Origin of the sequence: Allofranklinella schreckenbergeri, assembly GCF_003703475.1 — a bacterium.
Taxonomy (GTDB): Bacteria; Pseudomonadota; Gammaproteobacteria; order Burkholderiales; family Burkholderiaceae_C; genus Lampropedia; species Lampropedia schreckenbergeri.
Genome location: NZ_RDQM01000010.1, coordinates 42,274 through 67,637, shown reverse-complemented (window position 1 = coordinate 67,637; position 25,364 = coordinate 42,274). Strand labels below are relative to the sequence as shown.

Below are 25,364 nucleotides of genomic sequence, written 5' to 3'. Positions count from 1 at the left end.
AATCAAAGGCAAAAAAACACCCAAGTTTCGGCTTGAATACAAACAAGGTGTTTTTCTTTTGAAATAAAAAACCACGGCATTCGCCGTGGTTTTTTATTTCGGTTTGCATGCAGGCTGACTCTCCGGCACCTCCCGAAAAACGCAGCGCAGCCAAGCGGTCAGCCCAATCGGCGCGGAGTGCGCCGAAAACCTGGATCGATCAGTGGAACTGTTCTTCTTCCGTCGAACCTGTCAGCGCCTTGACGCTGGAGGAGCCGCCCTGGATCACCGTAGTCACATCGTCAAAGTAACCCGCACCCACCTCCTGCTGGTGGCTCACGAAGGTGTAACCCTTCTCACGTGCAGCGAATTCGGGCTCTTGCACCATTTCCACATAGTGCTTCATGCCCTCGCCGCGTGCGTACGCATGGGCGAACTGGAAGGTGTTGTACCAGTTGACGTGGATACCCGCCAACGTGATGAACTGGTACTTGTAGCCCAGCGCGGACAGCTCGTCCTGGAACTTGGCAATGGTCTTGTCGTCCAGATTCTTCTTCCAGTTGAAAGACGGCGAGCAGTTGTAGGACAACAGCTTGCCCGGGCAAGCCGCATGCACGGCTTGGGCGAACTCGCGCGCAAAGCCCAGATCGGGCGTGCCGGTTTCGCACCACACCAAATCGGCATAAGGCGCATAAGCCACGCCGCGGCTGATGGCCTGCTCCAGGCCGTTCCTCACACGGTAAAAGCCCTCTTGCGTGCGCTCGCCGGTCAGGAAAGGCTTGTCGTTGGCATCGTGATCGGAGGTCAGCAAGTTCGCCGCCTCTGCGTCGGTACGCGCCAGCACAATCGTGGGCACGCCCATCACATCGGCCGCAAAACGCGCCGCCACCAGTTTCTCGATCGCCTCTTGCGTGGGCACCAACACCTTGCCGCCCATATGGCCGCACTTCTTCACCGCCGCCAGTTGATCCTCAAAGTGCACGCCCGCCGCACCAGCAGCAATCATGTTCTTCATCAGCTCAAACGCATTGAGCACGCCGCCAAAACCGGCCTCGGCATCGGCCACAATGGGCAGGAAGTAGTCGATGAACTCCGCATCGCCCGGGTTGACGCCACGCGCCCACTGGATTTCATCGGCGCGCTTGAAGGTGTTGTTGATGCGACGCACCATGGTAGGCACCGAATCGTAGGCGTACAGCGACTGGTCGGGATACATGGTTTCGCTGGTGTTGCCATCAGCAGCAACCTGCCAGCCCGACAGATACACCGCCTCCAGCCCAGCCTTGGCCTGCTGCATGGCCTGCCCCGCCGTGATGGCGCCAAACGCGTTCACATAACCTTTCTTGGCGCCGCCATTGACCTTGGCCCAGAGCTTCTCCGCCCCTTGACGCGCCAGGGTGTATTCAATCGGCTGGCTGCCGCGCAAACGCACGACATCGGCAGCGCTGTAATTGCGCTTCACGCCTTTCCAGCGCGGGTTTTCCGCCCAGTCTTTCTCCAGGGCAGCAATTTGTTGTTCGCGGGTGAGCTTTTGACTCATGGTGTTTACTCCTACAGGGTTAATACGGTTGCATGGGCACTAATGTAATGCCTTTTTCTGCTCGAGCTTCCTCTTATGTCTTATATAAGAGATAAAAAAATTCTTTTAAAAACAAATAGATAAATTTTCATTCCTGCATTGAGAAATTTTATTTCTCAATGCAACGTTTCTGCTGCATCGCAACATAGCGATATTTCGCCTTCTGGTTTTGTTTTCATATTGCAAAATAAAAGTCTGTCTTGACCACAAAGGCATTCACGACGCTTTATCCGCCTTGGGCGCGGAGTGGATTTTGCGCATCGCCAGCTCCATCTCGCCAGCCACCAACTCGGGCACCGCGTCCAGCGCACGCCATGAAGCTGCGTCAATCGCTTCCCGATCGCTGGCCTGAGGTTTGCGCAAGACCCAATGGATCACCTCCGCCTTCACCCCCGGGTGCCCCACGCCAATGCGCAAACGCCAAAAATCAGCGCTGCCCAGTTGCGCCTGGATATCTTTCAAGCCGTTATGCCCGGCATGACTGCCGCCTTTCTTCAATTTCACCTGGCCGGGCTGCAAATCCAGCTCGTCGTGCACAACCAGAATTTCTTCAGGCTGCACGCGATAAAACCGCGCCACGGCGCCTACCGCCTGCCCTGAACGGTTCATGAACGTCTGGGGCTTGAGCAGCCAGACCCCTTGCCCTGCAATCGAGGTTTTGGCCAGCGTGCCGAAAAAACCTTTTTCCGGCTCCAGCCGCACCCCCTGACGCGCCGCCAGCGCATCCACCCACCAAAAACCGGCGTTATGCCGCGTGGCTTCATATTCCGGCCCGGGATTGCCCAGGCCCACCAGCAATTTCAAAGGCATGGCTTGATTCTTGTCCATAAAAAAACCTGCCCTCAAAGGGGCAGGCTTTGTATCGAGAGTGCCGTCCTATTCAGCGGCAAGCCCACAGAGGCGCGGAGGATTATTCCTCAGCAGCCGGAGCGGCGTCTTCTTCCACCGCAGGCGCAGGCGTAGCCGTTGCCAGCACGGGGTTGAGCGCAGCCTGACGCTTGGTCGCGCTCACGCCACGGGGCAGCTTGATATCGCGCAAGCGCAGAACACCGTTCTTGGCCAGCTTGCTCAGATCCACCACGATGTGCTCAGGCAGATCGGAAGGCATGCAGCTCACGTCGATTTCCGTCGTCACGGTGTTGATCACCTGGCCATCGGTCTTCACTGCCGGAGCGCTATCGGCGCCTTCGAAGTGCAGAGGCACTTTCATATGCAGGCGCGTGCGCTCGTCCACACGCTGAAAATCCACGTGCAGAACCAGTTGCTTGTAGGGGTGGTATTGCACATCGCGCAGCAACACTTTTTGCGCCTTGCCATCGAGCTCCATATCCAGCACGCTGGAATGGAAAGCTTCTTTGAGCAGGGCAAACCACAGGGGGTTGTGATCCAGCTCAATCAACTGGGGCTCTGCCGAGCCGCCATAGATGATGCCAGGCGTACGACCGGCATTGCGCAGACGGCGGCTCGCACCCGTACCCTGCGTTTGACGTGCATATGCAACAACTTGCATTGGTTTTCTCCAGAAATGGGGCAGGCCGCGACCAGCGATACCCCGGTTGATAACGCATGGCCAACGCCATGCACAAAGAAAGACAAAGAAAGCGCTGCAAGTCTTTGCAGCGCTTTCCAAATCAGAACAGGCTGTGCTCGTTGAACAAGCTCATGACCGAATCGCCACGCGCAATGCGCTGGATGGTCTCAGCGATCAAGGGAGCCACTGTCAATTGACGGATTTTGGTACACGCCTTGGCCGCATCAGAGAGGGGAATAGTGTTGGTCACCACCACGGTATCCAGCGCCTGCCCGTTGGCAATACGGTCGATCGCCGGACCAGAAAGAATCGGATGGGTGCAATAGGCATGCACGCTCTTTGCGCCGCGCTCTTTCAAAACTTCTGCCGCTTTGACCAGCGTGCCAGCGGTGTCAATCATGTCGTCCATCACGACGCAATTGCGACCATCCACATCGCCAATGACGTTCATGACCTCGCTCACATTGGCTTTGGGGCGACGCTTGTCGATGATGGCCAAGTCACAGCCCAGCTCTTTGGCCAAGGCGCGCGCACGCACCACACCACCCACATCAGGCGACACCACGATCAAGTCGTCGTACTTGCGCTGATTGAGGTCATGCAACAAGACGGGCGAAGCGTAGATGTTGTCGACCGGAATATCGAAAAAGCCCTGAATCTGGTCGGCATGCAAATCCATCGTCAGCACGCGTGCCACGCCGGCGGTCTGCAACAAATCGGCCACCAGCTTGGCGGAAATAGGCACGCGAGTCGAGCGCGGACGACGGTCCTGGCGGGCGTAGCCGTAGTAAGGGATAACGGCGCTGATGCGCTCAGCCGATGCGCGCTTGAGCGCGTCCACCATGATGAGCAGCTCCATCAAGTTGTCGTTAGTGGGCGCGCAGGTGGACTGAACCACAAAGACATCGCGGGCACGCACGTTTTGCTTGATTTCAACGGTGACTTCGCCGTCAGAAAACCGGCCAACCTGTATCGCCCCCAGGCCAATCCCCAAATACTGGGCAATTTCTCCGGCCAATGTCGGATTGGAACTGCCTGTAAACACCATGAAATCGGGGCGATGGTAGGACATAGGACACCGCGCTTGTGCGCTTGTGGAGCGACAAAAACAAAACGCCGCAAAGCGGCGTCACCAAAAGATTTGGCAGGGGAGGAAGGATTCGAACCCTCGAATGTCGGAATCAAAATCCGATGCCTTAACCAACTTGGCGACTCCCCTACTCAGGGCCAGGCTTGGCCTAACCCTTCAAACTGTTGCCTGGATGGGAATCCAGTATCTTGCACACACGCGCCTGATAACAACCTTGATCTTCAAACCATCTCACAAAATCAACAGCGGCCTGCAATTCCATCTCAGAATCTGGAACAACAGCAAACACCGCCGAACCAGAGCCCGTCATTCTAGCCTGAAAACCTTTGCTTTTGAGCAAATCGATGGTGTTTTTTATTTCAGGGCAGAGCGTTTGAGCTACAGGCTGCATGTCATTGCGACCAAAATCGAATGGCGATGCAGCGAAGTCGCGCATTCTAACGGGTGGCGAATCCCGTTTCAACAAAGGATGAGCAAAAATAGGGGCCGTTGCCACACCTTGTTGCGGCTTCACAACAAGCAGGCGCGCTTGCCCTAGCGCAGGGCAGTCGGGCAACGGGGTTATTTGCTCGCCAATGCCTTCCACCCAGGCATTGCGTCCGCCCAGAAAGAAAGGCACGTCGGCGCCCAATTGCACACCCAGGGCTTGCAAGCGCTCCACAGGCCAATGCAGGCGCCACAACCGGTTCAGCGCCAGCAGGGTGCTGGCGGCATCGGATGAGCCGCCGCCCAAACCCGCTTGTGCAGGGATGTGTTTGGCAATGCGGATGTGCGCTCCCTGCTTCACCCCCGCGGCTTGTTGTAGCGCGCGTGCAGCGCGCAGCACCAAGTCGTCGGCGGGCAATGGGTGGGTTAAATCCTCGCGCGTGATGGCGGGGGCTTCACGCCATTGGAGCTGCAACTGATCGCACCAGTCGATCATGACAAACGCCGATTGCAGCAAGTGGTAGCCATCGGGTCGGGTGCCAACAATGTGCAAAAACAGGTTGATTTTGGCGGGAGCGAGGATGTTTTCAATCACAATTTATAATTCAAAGGAAAAGAAATCACCTTGTTTTGGCAATAATTTCAATATTTGTTATTCAGCATGATTTGTAATAAAACGGCGTCCGATTGCAAGATGACGCGCAGCGTTGCACGCGGCAGCGGCTGTTGACGCACCGCGAAAATGCGCCCTTGGTCGTAACGGGAGAGATCGACCAGCCAGCCTGGCTCCGGCTGGGCGCGGCCGGAGAGCCACGCGAACAGGGCAGCGATGGGGATTGGCGCGCCAAAGATGCGCTGGGCCAGTTCGTCCAGCGTCTGGCCCGTATGGGTTTCGCTGCCCGTTTCCAATACGGCTTGCCGCGCATCCCAGTGCAGCCGCGCCAGGATGGAGCCCAGCGGAGTGAAAACGTCCAAAGCGCCTGCTTGCGCATGCCCGCGCAGCTCGAACGTCGCCACATGCGATTGGGGCGGCTCTTCTTCGGTGTGCAACGCCATTCGCCCGCGCCACACCCCTTCTTGCAATGGTGCATACGGCTTGGGCAGGGCGCATGCGCTCAGCCCCAAAGCGAGCCATGCTGCGCTGCCCAAGGCCAGGCACTGGCGCCGCGTCATGGGTGCGGGGGTTTTCATGGCGCTACCTTGTTGTGTGGAGCAGTGGGGAGCAAGGCGCTGCCGGGGCCATCCAGGCGTTCGATGGTGGCGCGCAGCACGGTGTTTTTGGCATCACGCGCAAGCCCCTGGCGCCACACGCGTCTGGCTTCGTCATGCTGCTCCAGCTTCCACAGCACTTCGCCCAAATGCGCTGCGATTTCAGGGTCCGCCTCGATACGATAGGCTTTTTGCAAAAGCTCCAGCGCTTGCGGCAAGTGGCCCAGGCGATATTCCAGCCAGCCCATGCTGTCGATAATGTGGGCACTTTCGGGCTCCAGCTCCAGCGCTTTGGCAATCAGCGTGCGCGCTTCACTCAAGCGCACGCCCCGATCGGCCAGGGAGTAGCCCAAGGCATTGAGCGCATGCACGTGGTCAGGCTGGCGTGCCAGCAGCGCCCGCAGGCTTTTCTCCATCTCTTTGATATGGCCTGCACGCTCGGCCAAAAGCGCGTGTTCGTAAGCCAAATCGCCGTCTTTGGGGTGGCTTTTGAGCAGGTTGCCCAACAAGACATACGCTTGCTCAAACTGCTGCGCATCGCGCAGCAACTGCACTTCGGCCAGCACCTTCAGGCGCTGCTGTTGCGCATTCTCGGCGGGCACGGATTGGAGGATGTGGCGAGCATGTGCCAGGCGGCCAGCCTCGGCCAGAATGCGCGCTCGCTGCACTTGTGCGCGCATGGCGGTTTCCGCATCTTCGATTTGGGCGATCCAACGGTCGGCTTGCGCATATTCGCCTTCCAAATCGGCCATCTGCGCGCGCAGCACCGCCGCCTCGTCCAGGCCGCGTTGGCGCGCTTGGGCGTTACTCAAGTTGTCCAGCAAGCCTCCCAGCACATCGAGCGAGGTGCGCGCACCCGCGTAATCGCGCTGACCGGCCTGCAAGGCGGCTTTGGCCAGCCAAGCTTCAGGCAAATCAGGCTTTTTATCCGTTAACCGCACCAGGGTTTGCAGCGCTTGCGCTTCTTGGCCGCGGCCAATCTGCCAACGTGCATAGGCCAGCAAAAAGGGGGCCGCTGCGGCAGGCTCATCGGCATAAGCGCGCAACAGCGGTTCGGCGCGGGCCTCGCCTGCGTTGAACAATTCCAGCGCGAACAAGCCCATGCCGCCCGACTGTGCATTGGCAGCATGCGCTTGTTGCAAGTAGTCAAAAGCCGCCTCTACATCACCAGCGTGCAAACGCAAGCGCCCCAGCACAGCCAGCGCATCGCCGCGCCAAGGCGAATCGAGCTGCAACTGCGCGTGCAGCGCCGCCTGCACAACGGTGAATGCGATTTCCTTGTTGGGCGTGCGCTGGTAAATCAAGGGGATGGCGTACAAGTTCTCCGCCATTTCCTCATCGGGCGTCAGGCGCAGCTCCTGCTTGAGGTGCCACTGCGTTTGGGGAATGCGGTTCATGGCGATGAGCAACTGCAAGGCCACTTTGTTGGCCTCACGCGATTGCGGCAAGGTGTCCTGCCAAACCTTGGCCGCACGCAAAGCGCGCTCGCCATCGCCCATGTGCAAAGCCGCTTGCCCTGCGCGCTGGAACAAATCGTCCTGCTCGCGCGTCGTGGCCGCACGCATCAACAATTCGTAGCTGGAGGCAAAGTCACCTTGCTGCCCCAGCATTTCAGCCACCAGCACTTCGTAAAAGCTCTCGGCCATGGCGTGGGTGCTCAAGGACTGCGCAGGCGCGTCTATCGGGGGAGCGGCTACATCCTCCCCTTTTAGCGGACGATTGGCCGCCGCCTGACAACCAGAAACCAGCAACGCTACGGTCAGCCCCAAGGGCGCCAGTGATCGGTAAGGATTGCGCATCAAGAGAAATGGCCCCGAAAAATGGCCCTTCAAACCTTTCAAAGGCCAAAGAAAAAACCCACATGGGGTAACCATGTGGGTTATATCACTGGTGCCGGTTGTCGGATTCGAACTGACGACCTACCGCTTACAAGGCGGGTGCTCTACCAGCTGAGCTAAACCGGCGAAGGCGCGATTCTAACGCTTTTTCGGGCGTTTTTTGGCTTGGCGCTGTTGTTCGTACTGCTCTTTGCGCAATTGGCGCTCGGCATCCAGGCGTTCGCCGGTGGCCAGCCAGGCTTCAAATTCTGCTGGCGTTTCCAAAGTCAAACGGCCTAGGGCGCCGCTGCGGAAGTCATGCAAGATCAATTCGGCTGCTTTTTGGGCATTGATGCGCCCGCCTGGCAGCAAAGCGCCGCGCTTGTAGGCGATGCGCTCGAACAACTCAAAGTCGGGCATCTGCGCCAGCGCCGCCTGCTCGGCAGGGCCATCGCCGTCGAGCACGGCGTAGCGCGCCAGCACGTGTGCTGCGTAGTGCTTTTGCAGATAAGCCAGCAGCTCCAGCGCCACCAGTTCATCGTCAAACGCGTTGCGGCCGATCGAGCCTGCCGCCGCCAGGTTGTAGCCGCTTTGCGCCACGATGATGCGCGGCCATAACACCCCGGGGGTATCGAACAGGTAAAACCCATCTTGCAGCGCAAAGCGCTGCTCGCGCCGCGTCACGCCTGGCTCATTGGCCGCCTTGGCTGCGCGCTTGCCCACCATGGTGTTGATGAGGGTGGATTTGCCCACATTGGGGATGCCGCAGATGAGCACACGCATGGGTTTATCCATCGCGCCGCGTCCGGGGGCAAGCGCTTGGCAAGCTTCAATCAGCGCCTGCGCGGGGGCGCTGTGGTGGCTGTCCATCGCCACGGCCTTGGTGGCCAGATGCTGCTCGTACCAGGCCAGCCACTGCTGCGTGCGCGCCGGATCGGCCAGATCGGCCTTGTTCAGCACCTTGAGGCTGGGCTTGTGCGCCAGCAGCTCGCGCAGCATGGGGTTGGCGCTGGATGCCGGCAGGCGGGCATCGACCATTTCAATCACCACATCAATGGTTTTGATGCGCTCGGCAATCGCCTTGCGCGTCAAATGCATGTGGCCGGGAAACCATTGGACATTCATGGCGCGCGATTGTAGGAGGCCAGGACTTCACTCTGGGGTGCGCCGAAGTGCTTTGCCTGCTGGGCGCCAACGGTTGCGGCAAAACTACCTTGTTGCGCACGCTGCTGGGTGTGTTGCCGCCGCTAGCCGGGCAGGTGTTGGTGGAGGGGCAGCCCGCGCGACACTGGTCGCACAGCGCGTTTGCGTGCCACGTTGGCTATGTGCCGCAAGCACATGCCGGGCTGCTCCCTTTCAAGGTGCAGGAGGTGGTGCTGATGGGCCGCGCCGCGCACATCGGGCGCTTTGCCGCCCCTGCGTGCGCGAAGAAGCCGTCGCCGCCTGCCTGGGGCCGCCTTGCACACCAACGCATGACTTCAAACCAAAAGAAAATCCATTTCAATACAGAATTGCCAAAATAGGATGTTTTATTTTTCTATTGAAGTGTAATTTAAAGACGTAGCGGCCCACCTAGTGCCGCCCCAAAGCACCCCCCTTACGGCGCGTGCATGCCGCCCCGCAAGTCGTCAGTCCGGGCGCAACCTTGGGGTGGCTCAGGTTTTGGCCCCGTTGGCTGCCGCTGCTTGCGCCGTCTTTTGCTTCGTCCCGGATGCCGGTTTTTGCCCTGGCTTCTGGGCCGCTTTCGCAGCCGTGGCATTTTTCACCGCTTTTTTTGCTGTGTTTTTCGCTGTGCTTTTTGCCGCCGTTTTCACCGGGGTTTTGGCTGCCCCTTTACCCGTACTTTTTGCCGTGGTTTTGGCTGCCTTTTTCGCCACCGCTTTGCCATCGGTCTGGCTCGCTGGACGTTGGGCCGTGCGGGCCGAAGTCGCTGCTGGCGCTACCGCCGATGCCCCAGCGGCTGCGGCGCTGCCCATTGCCTCGCCCATGGCGCCCATCGCCTCCATGGCGTCGGCCTGCTGCTGGCTGACTTGTTGGCCAATATCGTCCAGCGCCTTGGCGGCAATGGTTTGGAACTGCTCGGTCAGCGCCCCCCACCACTGCAGCGCCTGGCCCTGGATGTGCTGCATCTCGGCCATGCCCGCCTCCAGCATGTGACTGGCCGTGGCGGCGGCGTTGTCCGTGCCGCTGGTAGGGGCCTCGGATGCCGCAGCGGCGTTTTGCGCCTGTGGCGGCGCGGCATCATCGCCTGCGCCCTTTTGCGTATCCTTGTGCGCGCCCTTTTGCGCGCCGCTGAAGGCATCGGCCACGCCCTGGGCCATTTCCTGCGCACCCTGGCCCATGGTTTTGAGGGCGGAGAGCGTCATCTTCTGCACTTCCAGCGCCTGGATGGTCGCTTGCAGGGCGCGGCCGTTTTGTTCCAGCCAGAACTGCACGGTTTTCAGCTCGTCGATGCGCTTTTGCACTTCGGCCTCGTCCATCGTCGGCGCCAGCCATTGCTGAAAGACGTTGGGCGCGCTGGGCGCCGCTGGCGTGCCCGCCAGGCCCTGGGGCACGAGGTTGCGCAAAAAATCAAACCCCGGCACAAAGCGGGTGAACTCCATCCAGTTGTGGCTTGGCTCGCTCATGGCTGCTCCTTGGAAACATGGCAGTGAATAACAACAGCCCGCGAGCATAGACGCTGGCCGCCCGTGTGCCCATGCGGCTTACCCCGAGCCACGCGGCGCAAACAGCCTCGGCAAGCGACGGCAGCAAGTGGCAGCGGCAGCGACAAACGGCACAATCGCAAGCCTTTGCCCCAACGTCTGCACCTCCCCCATCGGCATGAGTTCCGCCCCACCCCTGCAACGGCGCATTGCGCATCTGGATATGGATGCGTTTTTTGCCTCCGTCGAGCTGCTGCGCCAACCGCAGTTGCGTGGGTTGCCGCTGGTCATTGGCGGCGGGCGGCGCACGCCGGGCTGGCTGGGCGATGCGGCGCTGGAGGCGCTGCCGCCCGCGCGATGGCCGCTGCACGCCTTCCCGCGCCTGCACAGTTACGTGGGGCGCGGCGTGATTACCACGGCCACGTATGAGGCGCGGCAGTTCGGCGTCGGCTCGGCGATGGGGATGATGAAGGCGGCGCGCCTGTGCCCGCAGGCGTATTTGCTGCCGGCCGATTTCGATGAATACCGCGCCTTTTCCGCCCGCTTCAAGGCGGTGATCGCGCAGCACGCGCCGGTGATGGAGGATCGCGGCATCGACGAGGTGTATATCGACTTCACCAGCGCGCCGCAGGGCGGCGAAGCGGGTGGCCTGCACCTGGCGCAGCGCATCCAGCGGGCCATTTACGCCGAAACCGGGCTGACCTGCTCCATCGGCGTGGCGCCCAACAAGCTGCTGGCCAAGCTGGCCAGCGAGTGGCACAAGCCCAATGGCATTTTCATTTTGATGCCCGAGGATGTCACCGCGCGCATCTGGCCGCTGCCTTGCCGCAAGGTCAACGGCATTGGCCCCAAGGCCAGCCAAAAGCTCCAGGCCCTGGGCATCGAGACGCTGGGCCAGCTCGCCCAGGCCGATGTGCAAACCCTGATCGACGCCTTTGGCCCCAGCTTCGGCCTGTGGCTGCACGACGCCGCCTGGGGCCGCGACGAGCGCGCGCTGTGCACGCAAAGCGCGCCCGTCTCCATCAGCCGGGAGACGACCTTCGCGCGCGATTTGCACGCCCGCGCCGACCGTGCCGAACTGACCGCGCTGTTCACCCGCCTGTGCGAGCGCGTGGCCAGCGATTTGCAGCGCAAGGGCTACGCCGGGCGCACGGTGGGCGTGAAGATTCGGTTTCAGGATTTCCGCATCGCCACGCGCTCGCTCTCGCTGCCCTTTCACACGCAGGATGCCGCCGCCATCCGCCAGGCGGCGGGCCAATGCCTCAAGCGCGTGGATTTGAGCCAGCGCTTTCGCCTGCTGGGCGTGAAAGTCGAGGGCCTGCTGCCGCTGGAGCAAGCCCGCCAGGCGGACGCCGCCGCGCAAGAAAAAGCCCGGCGCGAAGCCGGGCCAGTGCAGCTTGCGCTGCCGCTGTAGCCGCGGCCGCGCCCATCACCGCAGGCGGCTGACGCGAAACCAGCGCACCGCGCCGCCCTTGGCGTGCAGCACATCGAATTGCAGGCCGGAGAGATCGAGCTTCTCGCCCTTGTGCGGCACGCGGCCCAGGCGGTGGGCGATCAGGCCGCCGATGGATTCGAACTCCTCCTCCTCGTGCGCATCGGCCAACTCCACCTCGAAGTGCGCCTCCACCTTGGTGATGGGCGTGTCGCCACGCACGCGCCAACTGCCGTTGGCCAGGGCGTAAATCTCGCCCTGGTCGCCCGGCTCGTCGAACTCGTCCTCAATCTCGCCGACGATTTCCTCCAGCACATCCTCGATGGTGATCAGGCCTGCGATGCGGCCAAACTCATCGACCAACACCGCCATGTGGTTGCGGTGCAGGCGAAATTCGCGCAGCAAATCGTTCAGGCGCTTGCTCTCGGGCAGCAGCAGCGGCGTGCGCAGCAGGGCGCGGATGTTGAATTGCGGCGCGCGCTGGAGCTTGAGCAAATCCTTGGCCAGCAGCACGCCGATGATGTTCTCGCGCGAGCCTTCATAGACGGGAAAGCGCGAATGCGCCGTGCGGATGATGGTGTCGAGCAACTGCTCGTAAGGCGCATCCACATCGAGCATGTCCATGCGCGAGGCGGACACCATCGCATCGGCCGCCGTCATGGAGTCCATGCGGATCACCCGCTCGAGCATGATGCGCACTTCGGGGCCAATGGCCGCCTGCTCCTCGGCCTCGGCGATGCTGTCGATCAACGCCTCCGGCGTCGAAGGGGGCGGGCAAAGCAAATCGGCCAGACGGCGGCGCAGGCTGCGCTTGTCTTGCGTCTCTGGCTGAGGGCGCTGGGGATGGGAGTCAGATTTCACAAAAACCGGGGGCCTCGGGGCCGGGGTTGCACATGGGCGCCAAGCATAGCCCAAGCCTTGGGAGCCGCTGCAAAACCCAAAAGCCCCCCCCGAAAAGCCCCTTCAATGCCCCAAAAGCGCGCCCAAAACCGTTCAAGACCAGGAAAACCCCACAAATTACTAATCAAAAAGAAATAAAACATACCTATTTCGGCATGATATGAATTAAATTAAATTTACAATGATTTGTAATTTTCTAACGCTGGCAGCGCGGGCAATAGTAGGTGCTGCGCTGGCCCTGGGTGATCTGGCGCACGGCGCTGCCGCATTGCAGGCACGGCTGACCGCTGCGGCCATACACGCGCGCGGCCAGTTGGAAGTGCCCGTGGCTGCCATCGACGGCCACGAAATCGCGCAAGCTGCTACCGCCCTGGGCGATGGCTTGCGAGAGCACCTGCACGATGGCCGCATGCAAGCGCGCCAGCCTGGGCGCACTGATGCGCCCGGCCTCGCGCGCGGGGTGGATGCCGGCCAGAAACAGCGCCTCGCTGGCGTAAATATTGCCCACGCCCACCACCACATCGCCCGCCAGCAGCGCCTGCTTGATGGGCGTGCGCCGCCCGCGCAGGCCCTGCGCCAGCGCCTGCGGCGTGAACTCGGCCGAAAGCGGCTCCAGCCCCAGGCGCGCCAGCAGCTTTTGCGCCGCCGCGTCCTGCACGCTGGGCGCATACACCAGCGCGCCAAAGCGGCGCGGATCGTGCAGGCGCAGCACGTGGCGATCGAGCACCATCTCCATATGCTCATGCGGGCCGCGCGCAGGCACCGGGCCATGCGGGCCATCGCGCTCCAACAAGCGCACGCTGCCGGACATGCCCAAATGCAGCAGCAACACGCCGCCCTCGGCATCATCTCCGGCCTCATCCACCCCGGCGCGTAAATGGATCAGCAAATACTTGCCACGCCGCGTCACCGCCGCCACCCGCCGCCCCGCCAGGGCCTGCGGGTCACACCCCAGCGGCCAGCGCAACGGCTTGCCCAGGATGAGCTGGCGCAAAGTCTGCCCCTCAATCGCGGGCGCAATGCCCAGGCGGGTGACTTCAACTTCTGGCAATTCAGGCATGGGCGTTCTCTGCAAAGGTCGTGGACGAAGGCGGCTTTGTACCAGCCACAGGCCCATCGCAGCGGCGCTTAGAGCGTGTGATGCACTTTGCGCTCCCCCGCCAGAGCGCCCCAGGCCAAAACACCACGGCAGCGCCCACGCGCGTTCGGCGGGACAATCGCCCACGCCATGCCCACCGCCCACCGCTTTCGCCCGCCTGCCGCTGCTGCTGCCGCTTCTACCGCTCCCGCTGCGCCTTCCCGCCCGGCCCCCTGGTGGCGGCGCGCCTTGCGCCTGTTGGCCTCCATGCGCTTTGCCATCGCCATCATGCTGGTGCTGTGCCTGGGCGCGCTGGCGGCCTCGCTGGTGCCGCAGCAACAGGCGGCGGCCAGTTATTACGCCCACTTTGGCTCCACGGGCGGGGCGGTGATTCTGGCGCTGGGGCTGGACGATGCCTACGGCGCCTGGTGGTTTCTGGCCCTGCTGGGCTTTTTGATCGCCAGCACCAGCCTGTGCGTGGCGCGCCACGCGCCTTACTACCTGGCGGGCATGCGCCGCCTGCCCGTGCATATCCGCATCAACGGCTTTGCCGCCCTGCCCTGGCGCGCGCGCGCAGCGCTGGCAGGCGATGCCCCCGCACTGGCTGCCCAGGCCGTGCAGGCGTTGCGCCAGCGCCGCTGGCGCGCCACCGCCCTGCCCCGGCACGATGCCCACGGCGCGCCGGGCTGGCTGGTGGCGGCGCGCAAGGGCGCTTCGCGCAAATGGGGCTATATCGCCAGCCACAGCGCCATCGTGCTCATTGGCCTGGGCGGCCTGATCGATAGCGGGCTGTGGGTGCAGTGGCAGCGCTGGCGGCAGGACTTGCAGCCGTGGGCGCAAGCTGGCGCGCCCGAATCCGCCAACGCCGCGCACTGGCTCAGCCCCCGCACGCCCGCCTACCGGGGCGAGCTGCATGTGGCCGAAGGCCAGCAATCGGCCACCGCCTTGATTGCCAGCCCGCCCGGCGCACTGGCGCTGGCGCTGCCGTTTGCGCTGGGGCTGGAGCGCTTCGAGGTGGCCTACTACCCCAACGGCACGCCGCAGCGCTTTGCCAGCCAAGTCGCCATCACCGATCGCCACAGCGGCCAGCTCAGCCGCCACCGCATTGAGGTCAACCATCCGCTGCGCGTGCACGGGGTGGATGTGTACCTGGCTGGCTTTGGCGATGGCGGCTCGCCCGTCACCCTGCGCCCCGTCGCCCTGCGCACCGCCCCCCAGCGCCCGGACGCCGCACCCACCCCGCCCCCGCCCTTGCTGCACACCCGCATCGGTCAGGCGCTGCCCGTCGGCCCGGCCCAGGGCTTACCGCAGACCTACACGCTGGAAGCGGCGCAGTTGGGCCTGTTCCACATCGAAGATGAGCGCAACGCCCGCCAGGCCACAACCGATGCCGAAGCAGCAGTAGAAGCCGCCCCGCCCGCTCTCCCCCCCGCCAGCATCTGGCGCGAGCGCCTGCGCGCCGCTACCCGCGCGGGCCACGCCCCAGGAGCCGAGCCGCCGTGGCGCGACTTTGGCCCCCACATCACCTATCGCCTGCGCGATGCCAGCGGCCAGGCCCATGCCTTCCGGCACTTTCAGCGCGCGGCCGATCTGGGCGATGGCGTGCCCGTGTTTCTGCTGGGCGTGCGCGAGCCGCTGGCGCACGAGGCCGATTGGCGCTATCTGCGCATCCCGCAAGACGCCCAAGGCCGCATGGACGACTTTCTGCGCCTGAGCCACGCGCTGGGCGATGCGCGCGCGCGCCAGCAGGCCGTGCAACGCTACGTGCAAACCGCCGCCCTGAGCGCCCCAGCCGCCGCCGCCCTGCACGCCAGCGCCAGCCAGGCGCTGGCCGCATTTGCTGGCGCACACACCTCTGGCGCACACATCGCCGCCCAGCCACCCAATACCCTATCCGACACCCCACCCGGCAGCCCGTCCGTCAGCCCACCCGCCAACGCTGCCGACGCCACCCACTGGCCCAACGGCGGCCTGCCCGCCCTGGCGCGCCTGCTGGAGCAAGCCCCGCCCGAGCACGCCCAGCGCAGCGCCGCCTTGCTGCTGCGCATGCTGCAGGGGCTGCTGCTGGAGCTGCTCCAAGCCCGCCGCCATGCCGAGGGCCTGCCCGCGCTGGATCGGCACGCACCCGCCACGCACGCCTTCCTCCACACCGCCCTGACGGCGCTGGACGCGCTGCACGCCTACCCCGTGCCCGTCGCCTTCACGCTGGAAGATTTCACGCCGGTGTACCAAGCCGCGTTCCAAATCACCCGCGCGCCCGGCCAGCCGCTGGTGTTTGCCGGTCTGGCCCTGCTCGTGCTGGGCGTGGGCCTGATGCTGTATGTGCGCGAGCAACGCCTGTGGCTATGGCTGCGCCAGCGCCCTGACAGCGCCACCTGCGACGCCCTGCTGGGCATGAACAGCCCCCATCGCACGCAAGGCATGCAACGCCGCTTCGATGCCCTGCAAACCCTGCTTTTGCACCCGGCAAGCCCTCAAGAATTACAAATCAAAAAGAAATAAAATAACCATATTTCGGCAACACAACAAATAAATCAAATTTACCATTGATTGAAATACCAGCAAACGCCATGACGCCCGCCCCCCATCACCCCCCCCGCCTGCGCCGCTGGCTCGATGGCGCTTTTGCCCTGCTGCTCGCCCTCGGCGTGGCCCTGGCGCTGCGCCGCTACGGACATTGCATGGATGGGTATGAGCAAGCCATCCTCCTGGCCAGCGCCCCCGCACTGGCCGCGCTGGGCTGGCACTGGCGCGCCCTGCAAGGCTTTGCGCTGGCCGTGGCCGCCCTGGCCCTGCTGGCCATCGGGCAATACCACGTGGGCGGCCAGCCCGATCTGGCCCGCGCCGACAGCGCCCCCTTGCTGCGCTACGCCCTATCCAGCCAATCGGCCATTGTGTGGATGGGCCTGCTGTACCTGCTCAGCGCGCTGTTTTACTGGCTGGGCCTGCTGGCGCGCAGCCGCTGGCACGGCGCCGCCGCGCTGGGGGCCAAGCTGGCCTGGGCAGGCAGCGCCATGGCGCTGACGGGCGCGCTGGTGCGCTGGTTCGAGAGCTACCTGCTGGGCGCAAACCTGGGCTACATCCCCGTGAGCAATCTGTACGAAGTCCTGGTGCTGTTTTGCTGGATCACCACCCTGTTCATGCTGTATTACGAAGCCCAATTCGGCACCCGCAGCCTGGGGCCGCTGGTCATGCCCATCGTCTGCGCCGCCGTCGGCTTTCTGCTGTGGTACGCGCTGGCGCGGCAAGGCCACCTCATCCAGCCGCTGGCGCCCGCGCTGCAAAGCTGGTGGATGAAGCTGCACGTGCCCGCCAACCTCATCGGCTACGGCGCCTTTGCCATCGCCGCCGCCATGGGCTTTGCCTGGCTGCTGCAACAACAGGCGCACCCCCATGCCAACCGCCCACGCTGGCGGCAACGCCTGCCCCTGGGGTTGCTGTGGCTGCTGGGCGTCGGTCTGTGCTGTGCGCCGCTGCTGCTGCGCCGCAGCCCTAATGCCGATGTGCGCTTCTGGCTGGCCTACTGCGGCATCGCCGCCCTGGCCGTAGCCGCCGCGCTGGCGCTGCGCCACCGCATCGCCGCCGCGTTGCCCGCGCCCGACGCGCTACAGGAGCTGATGCACAAAGCCATCGCCACCGGCTTTGCCTTCTTCACCCTCGCCACCGTGCTGGGCGCGCTGTGGGCTGCCCAGGCCTGGGGCAGCTACTGGAGCTGGGACCCCAAGGAAACCTGGGCGCTGATCGTCTGGCTCAACTACGCCGCCTGGCTGCACATGCGCCTGGTGCGCGGCTGGCGCGGCAGCGCCCTGGCCTGGTGGGCGCTGCTGGGGCTGCTGGTCACCAGCTTTGCCTTCCTGGGCGTCAACCTGCTGCTGCCAGGGCTGCACAGCTACGGGCAGCTTTGAGGTCTTGAGCGATTGCCAAATCACCAATCAAAGGCAATTTAATTGGATTGTTTAGTCAATATACATATCAAATAAAATTTACTATTGATTTACAAAAAGAAGATCCGCAGCCTTACCCACAGCGCCTGTCGGCAAGCTGGCCCGGCGATACGGGCTGTCATAATGCCCGCCGCAGGCCCAGCGCGGCCTGCGCTTTCGTTTCGTCCGGCGCACAACGCCCCTGGCGCGCAGCGCAGCCCTCTTTTTTCGCTTCCCATGAATGCTCTCCCTCCCTCCCCGGCTCCCACCCGGCGCGCATGGTGGATTGGCCTGTTGCTGATCGCCCTGGCGACGGCGGGCGTGTACTGGCATGGCCTGGGCAATGGCCTGGTGTTTGACGACAACCGCCTCACCGACGGCACGCTGGACACCTACGGCGCGCTCTGGCCCTGGCAGCAGCGGCTGATTTCCTACGGCAGCTTCGTCTGGCTCCAGCAGTGGCTGGGCGAAAACTGGGCCGCCCAGCGCGCCCTCAACCTGCTGCTGCACCTGGCCACAACCGCCGCCGTGGGCCTGCTGGCGCACGCGCTGTTGCGGCAATGGCTGGCGCAGCAGCCCGCCCAGGCAGCGCGCAGCAACCTGGACGAAGCGCTGGACCAACGCCTCAGCCCCCAGGAGCTGCGCACGCGCGCCGATGCCGCCTGGCTGATCGCCGTGGGCTGGTTTGCGCTCAACCCCGTGGCGGTGTACGCCGCCGGGTATTTGATCCAGCGCGCAGTGGTGATGCTGGCCTTGTTCACCGCCCTGGCCTGCTGGGCCTGGGTGCGCTGCCTGCAAGTGCGCCAGGCCGCTGGCCCGCACGCCCCGCGCAGCACCGGGCTGGGCTGGGCCGCGCTGGCCGCGGCTTGCGCGCTGGGGGCTTTTCTCTCCAAAGAGCATGGCGCGCTGGTGCCGCTGTTGGCCGCGCCGCTGTACCTCTACATCCAGCGCCCGCCACTCAAGCGCGTGGCGCTGAGCGCGGCGCTGGCCCTGGCCGCTTGCGCCGTGCTGGCCGCCATCCTCTGGCCGCGCTTTGGCCACGTGATCGGCGCCGCCGCGTTTGACGAAACCTCCGCCGCCTACGTGCGCGAGCTCGAGCGCCTTCGCCCAGGCGCAGCCGCGCAAGCCTATGGCCTGAGCATCTTCAACCAGGCCGGGCTGTTTTTCGCCTACCTGGGCTACTGGCTGGCGCCTTACGTGGGCGCGATGTCGATCGACATGCGCCCAGCCTTTCCGCTCGCCTTCACCGAGCCGCTGCACCTGGCTGGCGCGCTGGCCTTTGTCGCCGTGCTGGCCGCCAGCGTCTGGGCGCTGCTGGCGCGCCGCGACGGCTGGAGCCTGCTGGGCCTGAGCGTGGTTTGCGTGGCGCTGCTGTTCGGCCTGGAGCTGGCCACCACCTGGATTCAAGACCCCTTCGTGCTCTACCGCAGCTACCTCTGGGCCATCTTCCTGCCCGCGCCCCTGGCGCTGGTTCTGGCGCTGATGCTGCCACGCAAAGCCATTTACCTGGCCGGCTGCGTGGCCCTGGCCGCGCTGGCGGCCTTGAGCTACGAGCGCATCAGCAGCTTCCAAAGCGCCTACAGCGTCTGGAGCGATGCCGCCAGCAAGATCGACACCGCCGCCCCGCCCCAGGCTTTCGGCCGCTGGCGCCCCTTCATGAACCGCGGCGCCGAACTGCTCGAACGCGAAAGCGCCCAGGCCGCGCTGGAGGACTTCGACCGCGCCATCGCGCTGGGCGAACCGCTGGGCAGCGCCCAGTTCAGCCGTGGCATGGCCTTGCAACTGCTGGGGCGCTATGCGGAATCGGTGCAAGCCTTCCATGCCGCCGAAAAGCTGGGCATGCAGCCGCCCTCGCTGTACTACCAGGCCGCCTTTTCGCTGCGCGGCATGGGCGCGCCGCAAAACGCCCTGGCCGCCATTGAGGAGGGCCTCAAACGCCAGCCCGACGCAGCAACCAGCGAACACCTGCAACAACTGCGCGCCGAGATCTACACCGCGCTGGGCCAGCACGAGCTGGCCGCCCGGCAATACCAGTTGCTGCTGGAGCTGGCGCCGCACAGCGGCAAATACCGCATCGGCCTGGGCATGGCCCACCTGGCGCAAGAGCAGTATCCCCAGGCCCAGGCGCAGATTGAGCAGGCGCTGGCGCAGCGCGAAAGCGCCTCGGCATACTTCGCCCGCGCCCTGCTGCACGCGCGCACCGGCCAGGCCGCCGCCGCGCTGGCCGATGTGGACAAAGCCATCGCCCTGGAGCCGCAAAACCCCATGTACGCCCAGCTCAAAGCCCAACTGCAAGCAGCGCCTGCCGCCGCGCCGCGCGCGCCTGTTGGCCCCCTGCGCGAACTGGCCCCCGGCCGCCCGTGATGCCCGCCCAGCCCGAGGCCCCGCCCGGGTGCGCAGGCCCGGCGGACTTGCACGCCGCACCACCCGCACCCAGCGCATCCCCCCTTGCTGCGCCCATTGCAGCGCCTATTGCCGCCCCCGATGCGCGGCCCTTGCGCATCCTGCACATCGGCAAGTTCTACCCGCCCGATCGCGGCGGCATCGAAACCTACCTGGCCGACCTCATCACCCAGCAACGCGCCAGCGGCATGGACGCACGCGCGCTCGTGCACGGCCAGCCCCAGCCGGGCGACCCCTACTGGCTGCAACGCCTGCCCGTGCACATCCGGCTGATCTTCACCCCCATCTCGCTGGGCTTTGCGCGCGCCATCCGCCACAGCCTCAAAACCTTCCAGCCCGATGTGCTGCACCTGCACATGCCCAACGTCGCCGTGTTCTGGCTGCTGGCGCTGGGACGGCGCGCGCGGCGCGTGCCCTGGGTGGTGCACTGGCATTCGGACGTGACCTTCACCCGCGAGCAAACCGCCCTGGCGCTGGCCTATCGCCTCTACCGCCCGCTGGAGCACAAAATCCTGGCCCAGGCGCACTTCATCATCGCCACCTCGCCGCCGTACTTGCAGGCCAGCGCCACCCTGCGCCCCTGGCTGGACAAATGCGTCGCCATCCCCCTGGGCCTGCAAGCCCAGGCGCCGCAAGCCCCCATCGACGCCACGGCCGACGCCGCCGACGCCGCCAGCGACCCGAGCTGGAGCGCCAACCGCCTGCGCATCGTCTCCATCGGGCGGCTGACTTATTACAAAGGCTTTGAAACGCTGGTGCGCGCCGTGGCCAACCTGCCCCATGCGCAACTGCGCATCGTCGGCGAAGGCGATTTGCGCGCGCCCCTGCAAGCGCTGATCGACGATTTGCGCCGCCAGGGCCAGCCCGCCGACGTGCAACTGCTGGGCAGCGTGGACGAGCCGCGCAAGCACGCCCTGCTGGCCCAGTGCGACGTCTTTGCCCTGGCCTCGCGCGAGCGCACCGAAGCCTTTGGGCTGGCGCTGGTGGAAGCCATGCAGTTCGGCAAACCCTGCGTCGTCTCCGACCTGCACGGCTCGGGCATGCCCTGGCTCATCCGCCAATCCGGCGCAGGCCTGTGCGTGCCCATGGACGATGTGCCCGCCTGGCAGCAAGCGCTGGAGCGCCTGCGCGCCGACCCGCCCGCGCGCCAGCGCCTGGGCCAGGCCGGGCGCGTGGCCGCGCAGCAGCTCTTTTCCATCGGTGCCAACAGCCGCCATGTCCACACGCTCTACAGCTCGCTGACGCCAGAAGTGCCCGAGCGCCGCCCCGCCCGCCGCACCCTGGCGCTGGTGCTGCCCCTGCGGCACCTCCCCGCCCCCGCCGAGCTGGACGCGCTGGCCACGCACCTCAGCCGCATCGCCTCCGGCGCGCCCGGCCGCCACGCCACACTGGTGCTCGTCAACGAAGCCACGCACGAACGCCCCGCCATGCAACGCCTGAGCCAATGGGCGCTGCAATGGCGCGCCCAGACGGACACCGCCCGCACCGCACCGACATGCAGCGCCGTCGCCATCCACACCCCCTACAGCGCCAACCGCCTGGGCGCGCTGCAAACCGGCATGCGCTGGGCCTTGCGCCAAGGGCATGAGCAACTGCTGCACATCCCCGCCGAGCTGGCCTGGGACCGCAACGCCTGGCCCGCGCTGGATGCCGCCATCGCCGCCCTGCTGCAACGCGCCGCGCCCCCCAGCCCCGCCGCCGCGCCCGAGGCCCTGCTGGCCATCCCCGCCGACCAGCACCGCCGCGCCCGCCGCTGGGCGCTGGCGCCCTACTTCAGCCGCAGCGTGCAGCTCTACCAGCGCAGCGCCATGCAAAAAGTGCACCACATGCGCCTGTCCCTGCTCGACCAACCCGAGATGGGCCTGCTGCTCATGGCCCGCCAGGCCGGGCTGGACTTGCACACCCTGCCCCTGCCCGAGCTGGCCCAACGCCCGCGCCCCAGCCTGCTCGCACGCCTGCGCTTTGCCCTCAGCGCCAGCCTGATGTACCTGGCCAAGCGCCGCAGGCGCTCGCCCAGCCCGCACCCGGCCACCCCTTCGCCACTTTCACAAGAAAACCAATCAAAGGAAAATTGATTTTATACACATCAAGCCAAAACAAGGCAATTTTATTTCCTATTGATTGATAAAATTATGCCAGATCCGCTTCCCCCTGCCCACACCGACCTCGCCCAGCTCTGGCAATGGGCGCAGCAAGGCTGGCTGGCGCGCATCGACGCCGCCTTTGCGCAATGGGTGTTCGAGCAGGCCGCCTCAGCCAACGCCCCGCCCCACCCCAGCCTGCCCTACATCGCCGCCGTGCTCTCGGCGCTGCAAACGCGCGGCCATAGCTGCCTGCCCATCGACCGCCTCAGCCACGAACACCCCGGCCATGAACGCCACCTGCGCCAGCGCCTGGGCGACATGCTGAGCTGGCCGCTCGATGAGCCAGCCCAAGCCGCCTTGCACACGCTTTGCAGCCACTTGCCCGCCAGCCACGCCGATTGGCTGGCGGCGCTGCAATCACCGCTGGTAGAAGCCATCGACATCCCCGCGCACCTGCCCTCCGACGCAGCCCCCCCCAGCGCCGCCAACCCCCTGCTCGCGCTGGATACGCCCGCCCCCCCGCTCGTACTGCACCTGGGCAAGCCCCCCCACGCCAGCGCGCCCCAGCCCCTGCGCCTGTACCTGCGCCGCTACCACGACCTGGAGCAAACCGTCGCCCACGGCCTGCTGGAGCGCGCCCGCCACACCGTGGCGCTGGCCCACGCCCCCGTTGCCGCCACGCTGGCGATGCTGTTCGACCACCCCACGCCCGCTCCCCAAGCCACCGCCCGCCCCGCGCGGCGGCCAGCGCCAGCAACACCCAATTGGCAGAAAACCGCCTGCGCGCTGGGCCTGCGCCGCCATCTCAGCGTCATCACCGGCGGGCCAGGCACCGGCAAAACCTACACCGCCGCCCGCCTGATGGCCGCCGCGCTGGCCCTGGCGCCCGACCCCGCCGCCGTGCGCATCCGCCTGGCCGCGCCCACCGGCAAAGCCGCCGCGCGCCTGAGCGAATCCCTGCAACAAGCCCTCGCCGCACTGGAGCACCTGCCCCCAGCCCTGCGCCAGGCGCTGGCGCACATCCCGCCCGCGCGCACCCTGCACGCCCTGCTGGGCGCACGCCCCGGCACGCGCGCGCTGCAACACCACGCGGGCAACCCGCTGGCGCTGGACTGGCTGTTCGTCGACGAAGCCTCCATGGTCGATCTGCCCATGATGGCCGCCTTGCTGCAAGCCCTGCCCGCCAGCGCTCGCCTGGTGCTGCTGGGCGACAAAGACCAGCTCGCCTCCGTCGAAGCCGGGGCCGTGCTGGGCGACATCTGCGAACACGCCGAACAAGGCCAGTACAGCCCCGCCACCGCGCGCTATCTGCACGCCACCTGCGGCCAAAGCCTGCCCGAGCAGTGGACCGCGCCCCCCATCGCGCCCCCGCCCTTGCTGGCGCAAGCCACCGCCATGCTGCGCGAAAGCCGCCGTTTTGGCAGCGATATCGGCCAGCTCGCCCGCATCGTGCAATCGGGCGATGAGCACGCACTCGCCCAGGCGCTGCACCACGTGCCGCCCCCCACCCAGGCCGCACCCGACGCCGCCGCAGCCGTGTGGTGGAAAGAGCCCGCCAACCTCGACGATGCCCTGCAACGCATCCAGGGCGGCAGCGGCCCCTGGCCCGGCTACGGCGCACTGGCCGACGCCGTGCGCGACGCCCCCGCCTGGCCCCAGCCGCCTGCCCGCAACGGCGATGCCACACAGGAGCAGGGGCAGGGGCAGCAACACTGGCAACACCAGCACACCGCCTGGGTCTGGCGCGTGCTCGAACAACTCGCGCGCTTTCGCATCCTCTGCGCCACGCGCAGCGGCCCCTGGGGCGTGGAGGGCATGAATGCGCTCGTCTTGCAGCACCTCGCCGCAGCGGGCCTGCCCGTCAAACCCGGCTGGTTCGCAGGCCGCGCCGTCATGGTCACGCGCAACGATGCGCACCTGGGCATCTTCAACGGCGACGTCGGCATCGCCCTGCCCGCCGCGCACGACCGCCGCCAACTGCGCGTGTACTTCCCCCCCGCCGCCCAGGCCGAAGCCGGGCCAGATGGCCCGCGCCTGCGCTCCTTCTCCGTCAGCCGCATGCAGCACGTGGAAACCGCCTTCGCCATGACCGTGCACAAAAGCCAAGGCTCGGAATTCGAGCACGTACTGCTGTGCCTGAGCGCACACACCGGCCCCCTGCTCACGCGCGAGCTGCTCTACACCGGCCTGACCCGCGCGCGCGCCCACCTCAGTTACCTCGCCCCCGCCACCGGCCTCTGGCCCCAAGCCATGCGCCGCCGTACCCAACGCGCCAGCGGCCTGGCCGAGCTCCTGCACCGCGCCACCGACGACGAGAGCAACGCCTAGAGCGTGTTATGCACTTTCCGCCCCCCGCGAGAGCGCCCCGGCGTGTGCAGTGCAAGGCGCCGTCCCCGCCGCAGCCTGGCTGCGCTGCAAGGGGGCGGCAACGCCTCAATGCGCATGCCGGGGCGCTTCTCCCTTCGGGCTGGCCCCAAAACCATGCACTCGCCGCGTTGGCCCGCTTGCCAAGGCAGCCAGCCTTGGCGGCGCGCGCCGCCTTGCGATTACACGGTTTTGGGGCCAGCGCGGGGGAGCGCAAAGTGCGTAACACGCTCTAGGCATTTTTGCTCCGCCCCGGCAATGCACTGCACGCTTTCTCAGGGCGCGCACAACGCCATCACACGCCGCCAGGCATGCCAATTGCTCCGGCAGCGGCGATTTTCTCGGCACAATGGCCGTTTGCGACTTGGCCGCGCGTGCCTGCGCAGGCGCGGCCCTTGCAAAACCAATCCGAGGGAGATGCCGCCTTATGAGTGCTTTTGAAAACCATGCACGCCAGGACGACGCACCGCTGCCCGCAGAAGTGGCCCAATGGGCCGCCCAGTTGGAAAAAGCGGTGCCAGCCAACCTCGTGCAATCCATCCGCGCTTACCGCCCCGCCCATTTGCAAGCCATTGCGCAGCACTGGGGCCAGCATTTTCTGCACGCCGCGCTGGACGAGGCCACCACCAAACCGCGCATCCTGGAGGAAATCAGCCGCCAGTTCCTGCTAGCCAGCCCCTTTGGCCGTAGCCTGCAAGCCTTGCTCCAAAGCCTGACCACCCACCTGCACCAAAGCGGCCCCCAGCCAGGCTTTATCGTCGTGCTCGAACACATCCCCATCAGCGTCAAATTCGACAAGGAAATGCGCGAAAAACTGCTGGATGTATTCCGCGACACCGCTGACTTCTGGGCCGATCGGCAAACGCCGTTTCGCTGTTTTTATTCCTTCTTCTGACCCAGGCAC

Annotated in this window: 19 protein-coding genes and 2 tRNA genes; 8 read left to right on the top strand and 13 right to left on the bottom strand. The window is 65.2% G+C overall.

Going from position 1 to position 25,364, the window contains the following annotated elements:
- Positions 1-199: 199 nt before the first annotated feature.
- From aceA to ylqF, 10 genes are all read right to left on the bottom strand, one after another.
- Entirely contained in the window at positions 200-1,519 is a 1,320-nt protein-coding gene (gene aceA, locus EBQ26_RS08870) for an isocitrate lyase (protein ID WP_122238662.1), read from the bottom strand.
- A gap of 255 nt (positions 1,520-1,774) precedes the next feature.
- Positions 1,775-2,368 (bottom strand): aminoacyl-tRNA hydrolase, encoded by a 594-nt coding sequence (gene pth / locus EBQ26_RS08865; protein ID WP_122238727.1) that lies wholly within the window; start codon positions 2,366-2,368, stop codon positions 1,775-1,777.
- 100 nt (positions 2,369-2,468) lie between these two features.
- Complete coding sequence (locus EBQ26_RS08860; RefSeq protein ID WP_122238661.1) at positions 2,469-3,068, bottom strand: 50S ribosomal protein L25/general stress protein Ctc; 600 nt, start codon at positions 3,066-3,068, stop codon at positions 2,469-2,471.
- A 121-nt stretch (positions 3,069-3,189) separates the two neighbouring features.
- Entirely contained in the window at positions 3,190-4,161 is a 972-nt protein-coding gene (locus EBQ26_RS08855) for a ribose-phosphate pyrophosphokinase (protein WP_122238660.1), read from the bottom strand.
- Between the two features lie 70 nt (positions 4,162-4,231).
- Positions 4,232-4,308, bottom strand: a tRNA-Gln gene (locus tag EBQ26_RS08850).
- A 19-nt stretch (positions 4,309-4,327) separates the two neighbouring features.
- The gene (ispE, locus tag EBQ26_RS08845; RefSeq protein WP_313790377.1) at positions 4,328-5,200 is read right to left on the bottom strand and encodes a 4-(cytidine 5'-diphospho)-2-C-methyl-D-erythritol kinase; all 873 of its coding nucleotides are present in this window, start codon (positions 5,198-5,200) and stop codon (positions 4,328-4,330) included.
- A 47-nt stretch (positions 5,201-5,247) separates the two neighbouring features.
- Positions 5,248-5,796, bottom strand: a complete 549-nt coding sequence (locus EBQ26_RS08840; protein WP_122238658.1) for a lipoprotein insertase outer membrane protein LolB — start codon at positions 5,794-5,796, stop codon at positions 5,248-5,250.
- Positions 5,793-7,475, bottom strand: a complete 1,683-nt coding sequence (locus tag EBQ26_RS08835; protein WP_238944263.1) for a tetratricopeptide repeat protein — start codon at positions 7,473-7,475, stop codon at positions 5,793-5,795. The genes EBQ26_RS08840 and EBQ26_RS08835 overlap by 4 nt, the downstream gene beginning before the upstream one ends.
- 227 nt (positions 7,476-7,702) lie before the next feature.
- Positions 7,703-7,778: transfer RNA gene (locus tag EBQ26_RS08830), tRNA-Thr, on the bottom strand.
- Between the two features lie 12 nt (positions 7,779-7,790).
- Positions 7,791-8,756 (bottom strand): ribosome biogenesis GTPase YlqF, encoded by a 966-nt coding sequence (ylqF, locus tag EBQ26_RS08825; RefSeq protein WP_122238656.1) that lies wholly within the window; start codon positions 8,754-8,756, stop codon positions 7,791-7,793.
- On the opposite strand from ylqF, the gene EBQ26_RS08820 reads away from it, so the two are divergent.
- Positions 8,744-9,154: an ATP-binding cassette domain-containing protein gene (locus tag EBQ26_RS08820; RefSeq protein ID WP_122238655.1), complete on the top strand. Its 411-nt coding sequence runs from the start codon at positions 8,744-8,746 to the stop codon at positions 9,152-9,154. The genes ylqF and EBQ26_RS08820 overlap by 13 nt on opposite strands.
- 132 nt (positions 9,155-9,286) lie before the next feature.
- On the opposite strand, the gene EBQ26_RS08815 is transcribed toward EBQ26_RS08820, so the two are convergent.
- On the bottom strand, positions 9,287-10,258 hold the full coding sequence (locus tag EBQ26_RS08815) for a PhaM family polyhydroxyalkanoate granule multifunctional regulatory protein (RefSeq protein WP_122238654.1): 972 nt from the start codon (positions 10,256-10,258) through the stop codon (positions 9,287-9,289).
- Positions 10,259-10,454: 196 nt separating this feature from the next.
- Here EBQ26_RS08815 and dinB point away from each other — a divergent pair, with 196 nt between their 5' ends.
- Positions 10,455-11,690 (top strand): DNA polymerase IV, encoded by a 1,236-nt coding sequence (gene dinB / locus EBQ26_RS08810; RefSeq protein ID WP_238944262.1) that lies wholly within the window; start codon positions 10,455-10,457, stop codon positions 11,688-11,690.
- Between the two features lie 15 nt (positions 11,691-11,705).
- On the opposite strand, the gene EBQ26_RS08805 is transcribed toward dinB, so the two are convergent.
- On the bottom strand, positions 11,706-12,569 hold the full coding sequence (locus EBQ26_RS08805) for an HlyC/CorC family transporter (protein WP_122238653.1): 864 nt from the start codon (positions 12,567-12,569) through the stop codon (positions 11,706-11,708).
- 235 nt (positions 12,570-12,804) lie between these two features.
- A complete protein-coding gene (gene mutM / locus EBQ26_RS08800; RefSeq protein WP_122238652.1) occupies positions 12,805-13,668 on the bottom strand; it encodes a bifunctional DNA-formamidopyrimidine glycosylase/DNA-(apurinic or apyrimidinic site) lyase in 864 nt (287 codons plus the stop codon).
- Between the two features lie 168 nt (positions 13,669-13,836).
- On the opposite strand from mutM, the gene EBQ26_RS08795 reads away from it, so the two are divergent.
- From EBQ26_RS08795 to EBQ26_RS08770, 6 genes are all read left to right on the top strand, one after another.
- The gene (locus tag EBQ26_RS08795) at positions 13,837-16,188 is read left to right on the top strand and encodes a cytochrome c biogenesis protein ResB (RefSeq protein ID WP_122238651.1); all 2,352 of its coding nucleotides are present in this window, start codon (positions 13,837-13,839) and stop codon (positions 16,186-16,188) included.
- Positions 16,189-16,256: 68 nt separating this feature from the next.
- Positions 16,257-17,591, top strand: a complete 1,335-nt coding sequence (gene ccsB, locus EBQ26_RS08790) for a c-type cytochrome biogenesis protein CcsB (protein ID WP_122238650.1) — start codon at positions 16,257-16,259, stop codon at positions 17,589-17,591.
- 255 nt (positions 17,592-17,846) lie between these two features.
- Positions 17,847-19,973, top strand: coding sequence for a tetratricopeptide repeat protein (locus tag EBQ26_RS08785; protein ID WP_147474036.1), 2,127 nt, complete (start codon positions 17,847-17,849; stop codon positions 19,971-19,973).
- Positions 19,973-22,087, top strand: coding sequence for a glycosyltransferase (locus EBQ26_RS08780; protein ID WP_122238648.1), 2,115 nt, complete (start codon positions 19,973-19,975; stop codon positions 22,085-22,087). The genes EBQ26_RS08785 and EBQ26_RS08780 overlap by 1 nt, the downstream gene beginning before the upstream one ends.
- A 57-nt stretch (positions 22,088-22,144) precedes the next feature.
- Positions 22,145-24,424 carry an exodeoxyribonuclease V subunit alpha gene (recD, locus tag EBQ26_RS08775; RefSeq protein ID WP_122238647.1) on the top strand — a complete coding sequence of 760 codons (2,280 nt, stop codon included), beginning with the start codon at positions 22,145-22,147 and terminating at the stop codon, positions 24,422-24,424.
- Between the two features lie 463 nt (positions 24,425-24,887).
- On the top strand, positions 24,888-25,355 hold the full coding sequence (locus EBQ26_RS08770) for a barstar family protein (protein ID WP_122238646.1): 468 nt from the start codon (positions 24,888-24,890) through the stop codon (positions 25,353-25,355).
- Positions 25,356-25,364: the final 9 nt, after the last annotated feature.

Excerpts from the sequence above, each read along its gene's own strand:
- EBQ26_RS08815 (WP_122238654.1), bottom strand. The coding sequence starts at position 10,258 with ATGAGCGAGCCAAGCCACAACTGGATGGAGTTCACCCGCTTTGTGCCG.
- ccsB (WP_122238650.1), top strand. The coding sequence starts at position 16,257 with ATGACGCCCGCCCCCCATCACCCCCCCCGCCTGCGCCGCTGGCTCGAT.
- ylqF (WP_122238656.1), bottom strand. The coding sequence starts at position 8,756 with ATGAATGTCCAATGGTTTCCCGGCCACATGCATTTGACGCGCAAGGCG.
- mutM (WP_122238652.1), bottom strand. The coding sequence starts at position 13,668 with ATGCCTGAATTGCCAGAAGTTGAAGTCACCCGCCTGGGCATTGCGCCC.
- pth (WP_122238727.1), bottom strand. The coding sequence starts at position 2,368 with ATGCCTTTGAAATTGCTGGTGGGCCTGGGCAATCCCGGGCCGGAATAT.
- EBQ26_RS08785 (WP_147474036.1), top strand. The coding sequence starts at position 17,847 with ATGAATGCTCTCCCTCCCTCCCCGGCTCCCACCCGGCGCGCATGGTGG.
- EBQ26_RS08770 (WP_122238646.1), top strand. The coding sequence starts at position 24,888 with ATGAGTGCTTTTGAAAACCATGCACGCCAGGACGACGCACCGCTGCCC.
- EBQ26_RS08795 (WP_122238651.1), top strand. The coding sequence starts at position 13,837 with ATGCCCACCGCCCACCGCTTTCGCCCGCCTGCCGCTGCTGCTGCCGCT.
- aceA (WP_122238662.1), bottom strand. The coding sequence starts at position 1,519 with ATGAGTCAAAAGCTCACCCGCGAACAACAAATTGCTGCCCTGGAGAAA.
- EBQ26_RS08780 (WP_122238648.1), top strand. The coding sequence starts at position 19,973 with ATGCCCGCCCAGCCCGAGGCCCCGCCCGGGTGCGCAGGCCCGGCGGAC.
- recD (WP_122238647.1), top strand. The coding sequence starts at position 22,145 with ATGCCAGATCCGCTTCCCCCTGCCCACACCGACCTCGCCCAGCTCTGG.
- EBQ26_RS08840 (WP_122238658.1), bottom strand. The coding sequence starts at position 5,796 with ATGAAAACCCCCGCACCCATGACGCGGCGCCAGTGCCTGGCCTTGGGC.
- dinB (WP_238944262.1), top strand. The coding sequence starts at position 10,455 with ATGAGTTCCGCCCCACCCCTGCAACGGCGCATTGCGCATCTGGATATG.
- EBQ26_RS08860 (WP_122238661.1), bottom strand. The coding sequence starts at position 3,068 with ATGCAAGTTGTTGCATATGCACGTCAAACGCAGGGTACGGGTGCGAGC.
- EBQ26_RS08855 (WP_122238660.1), bottom strand. The coding sequence starts at position 4,161 with ATGTCCTACCATCGCCCCGATTTCATGGTGTTTACAGGCAGTTCCAAT.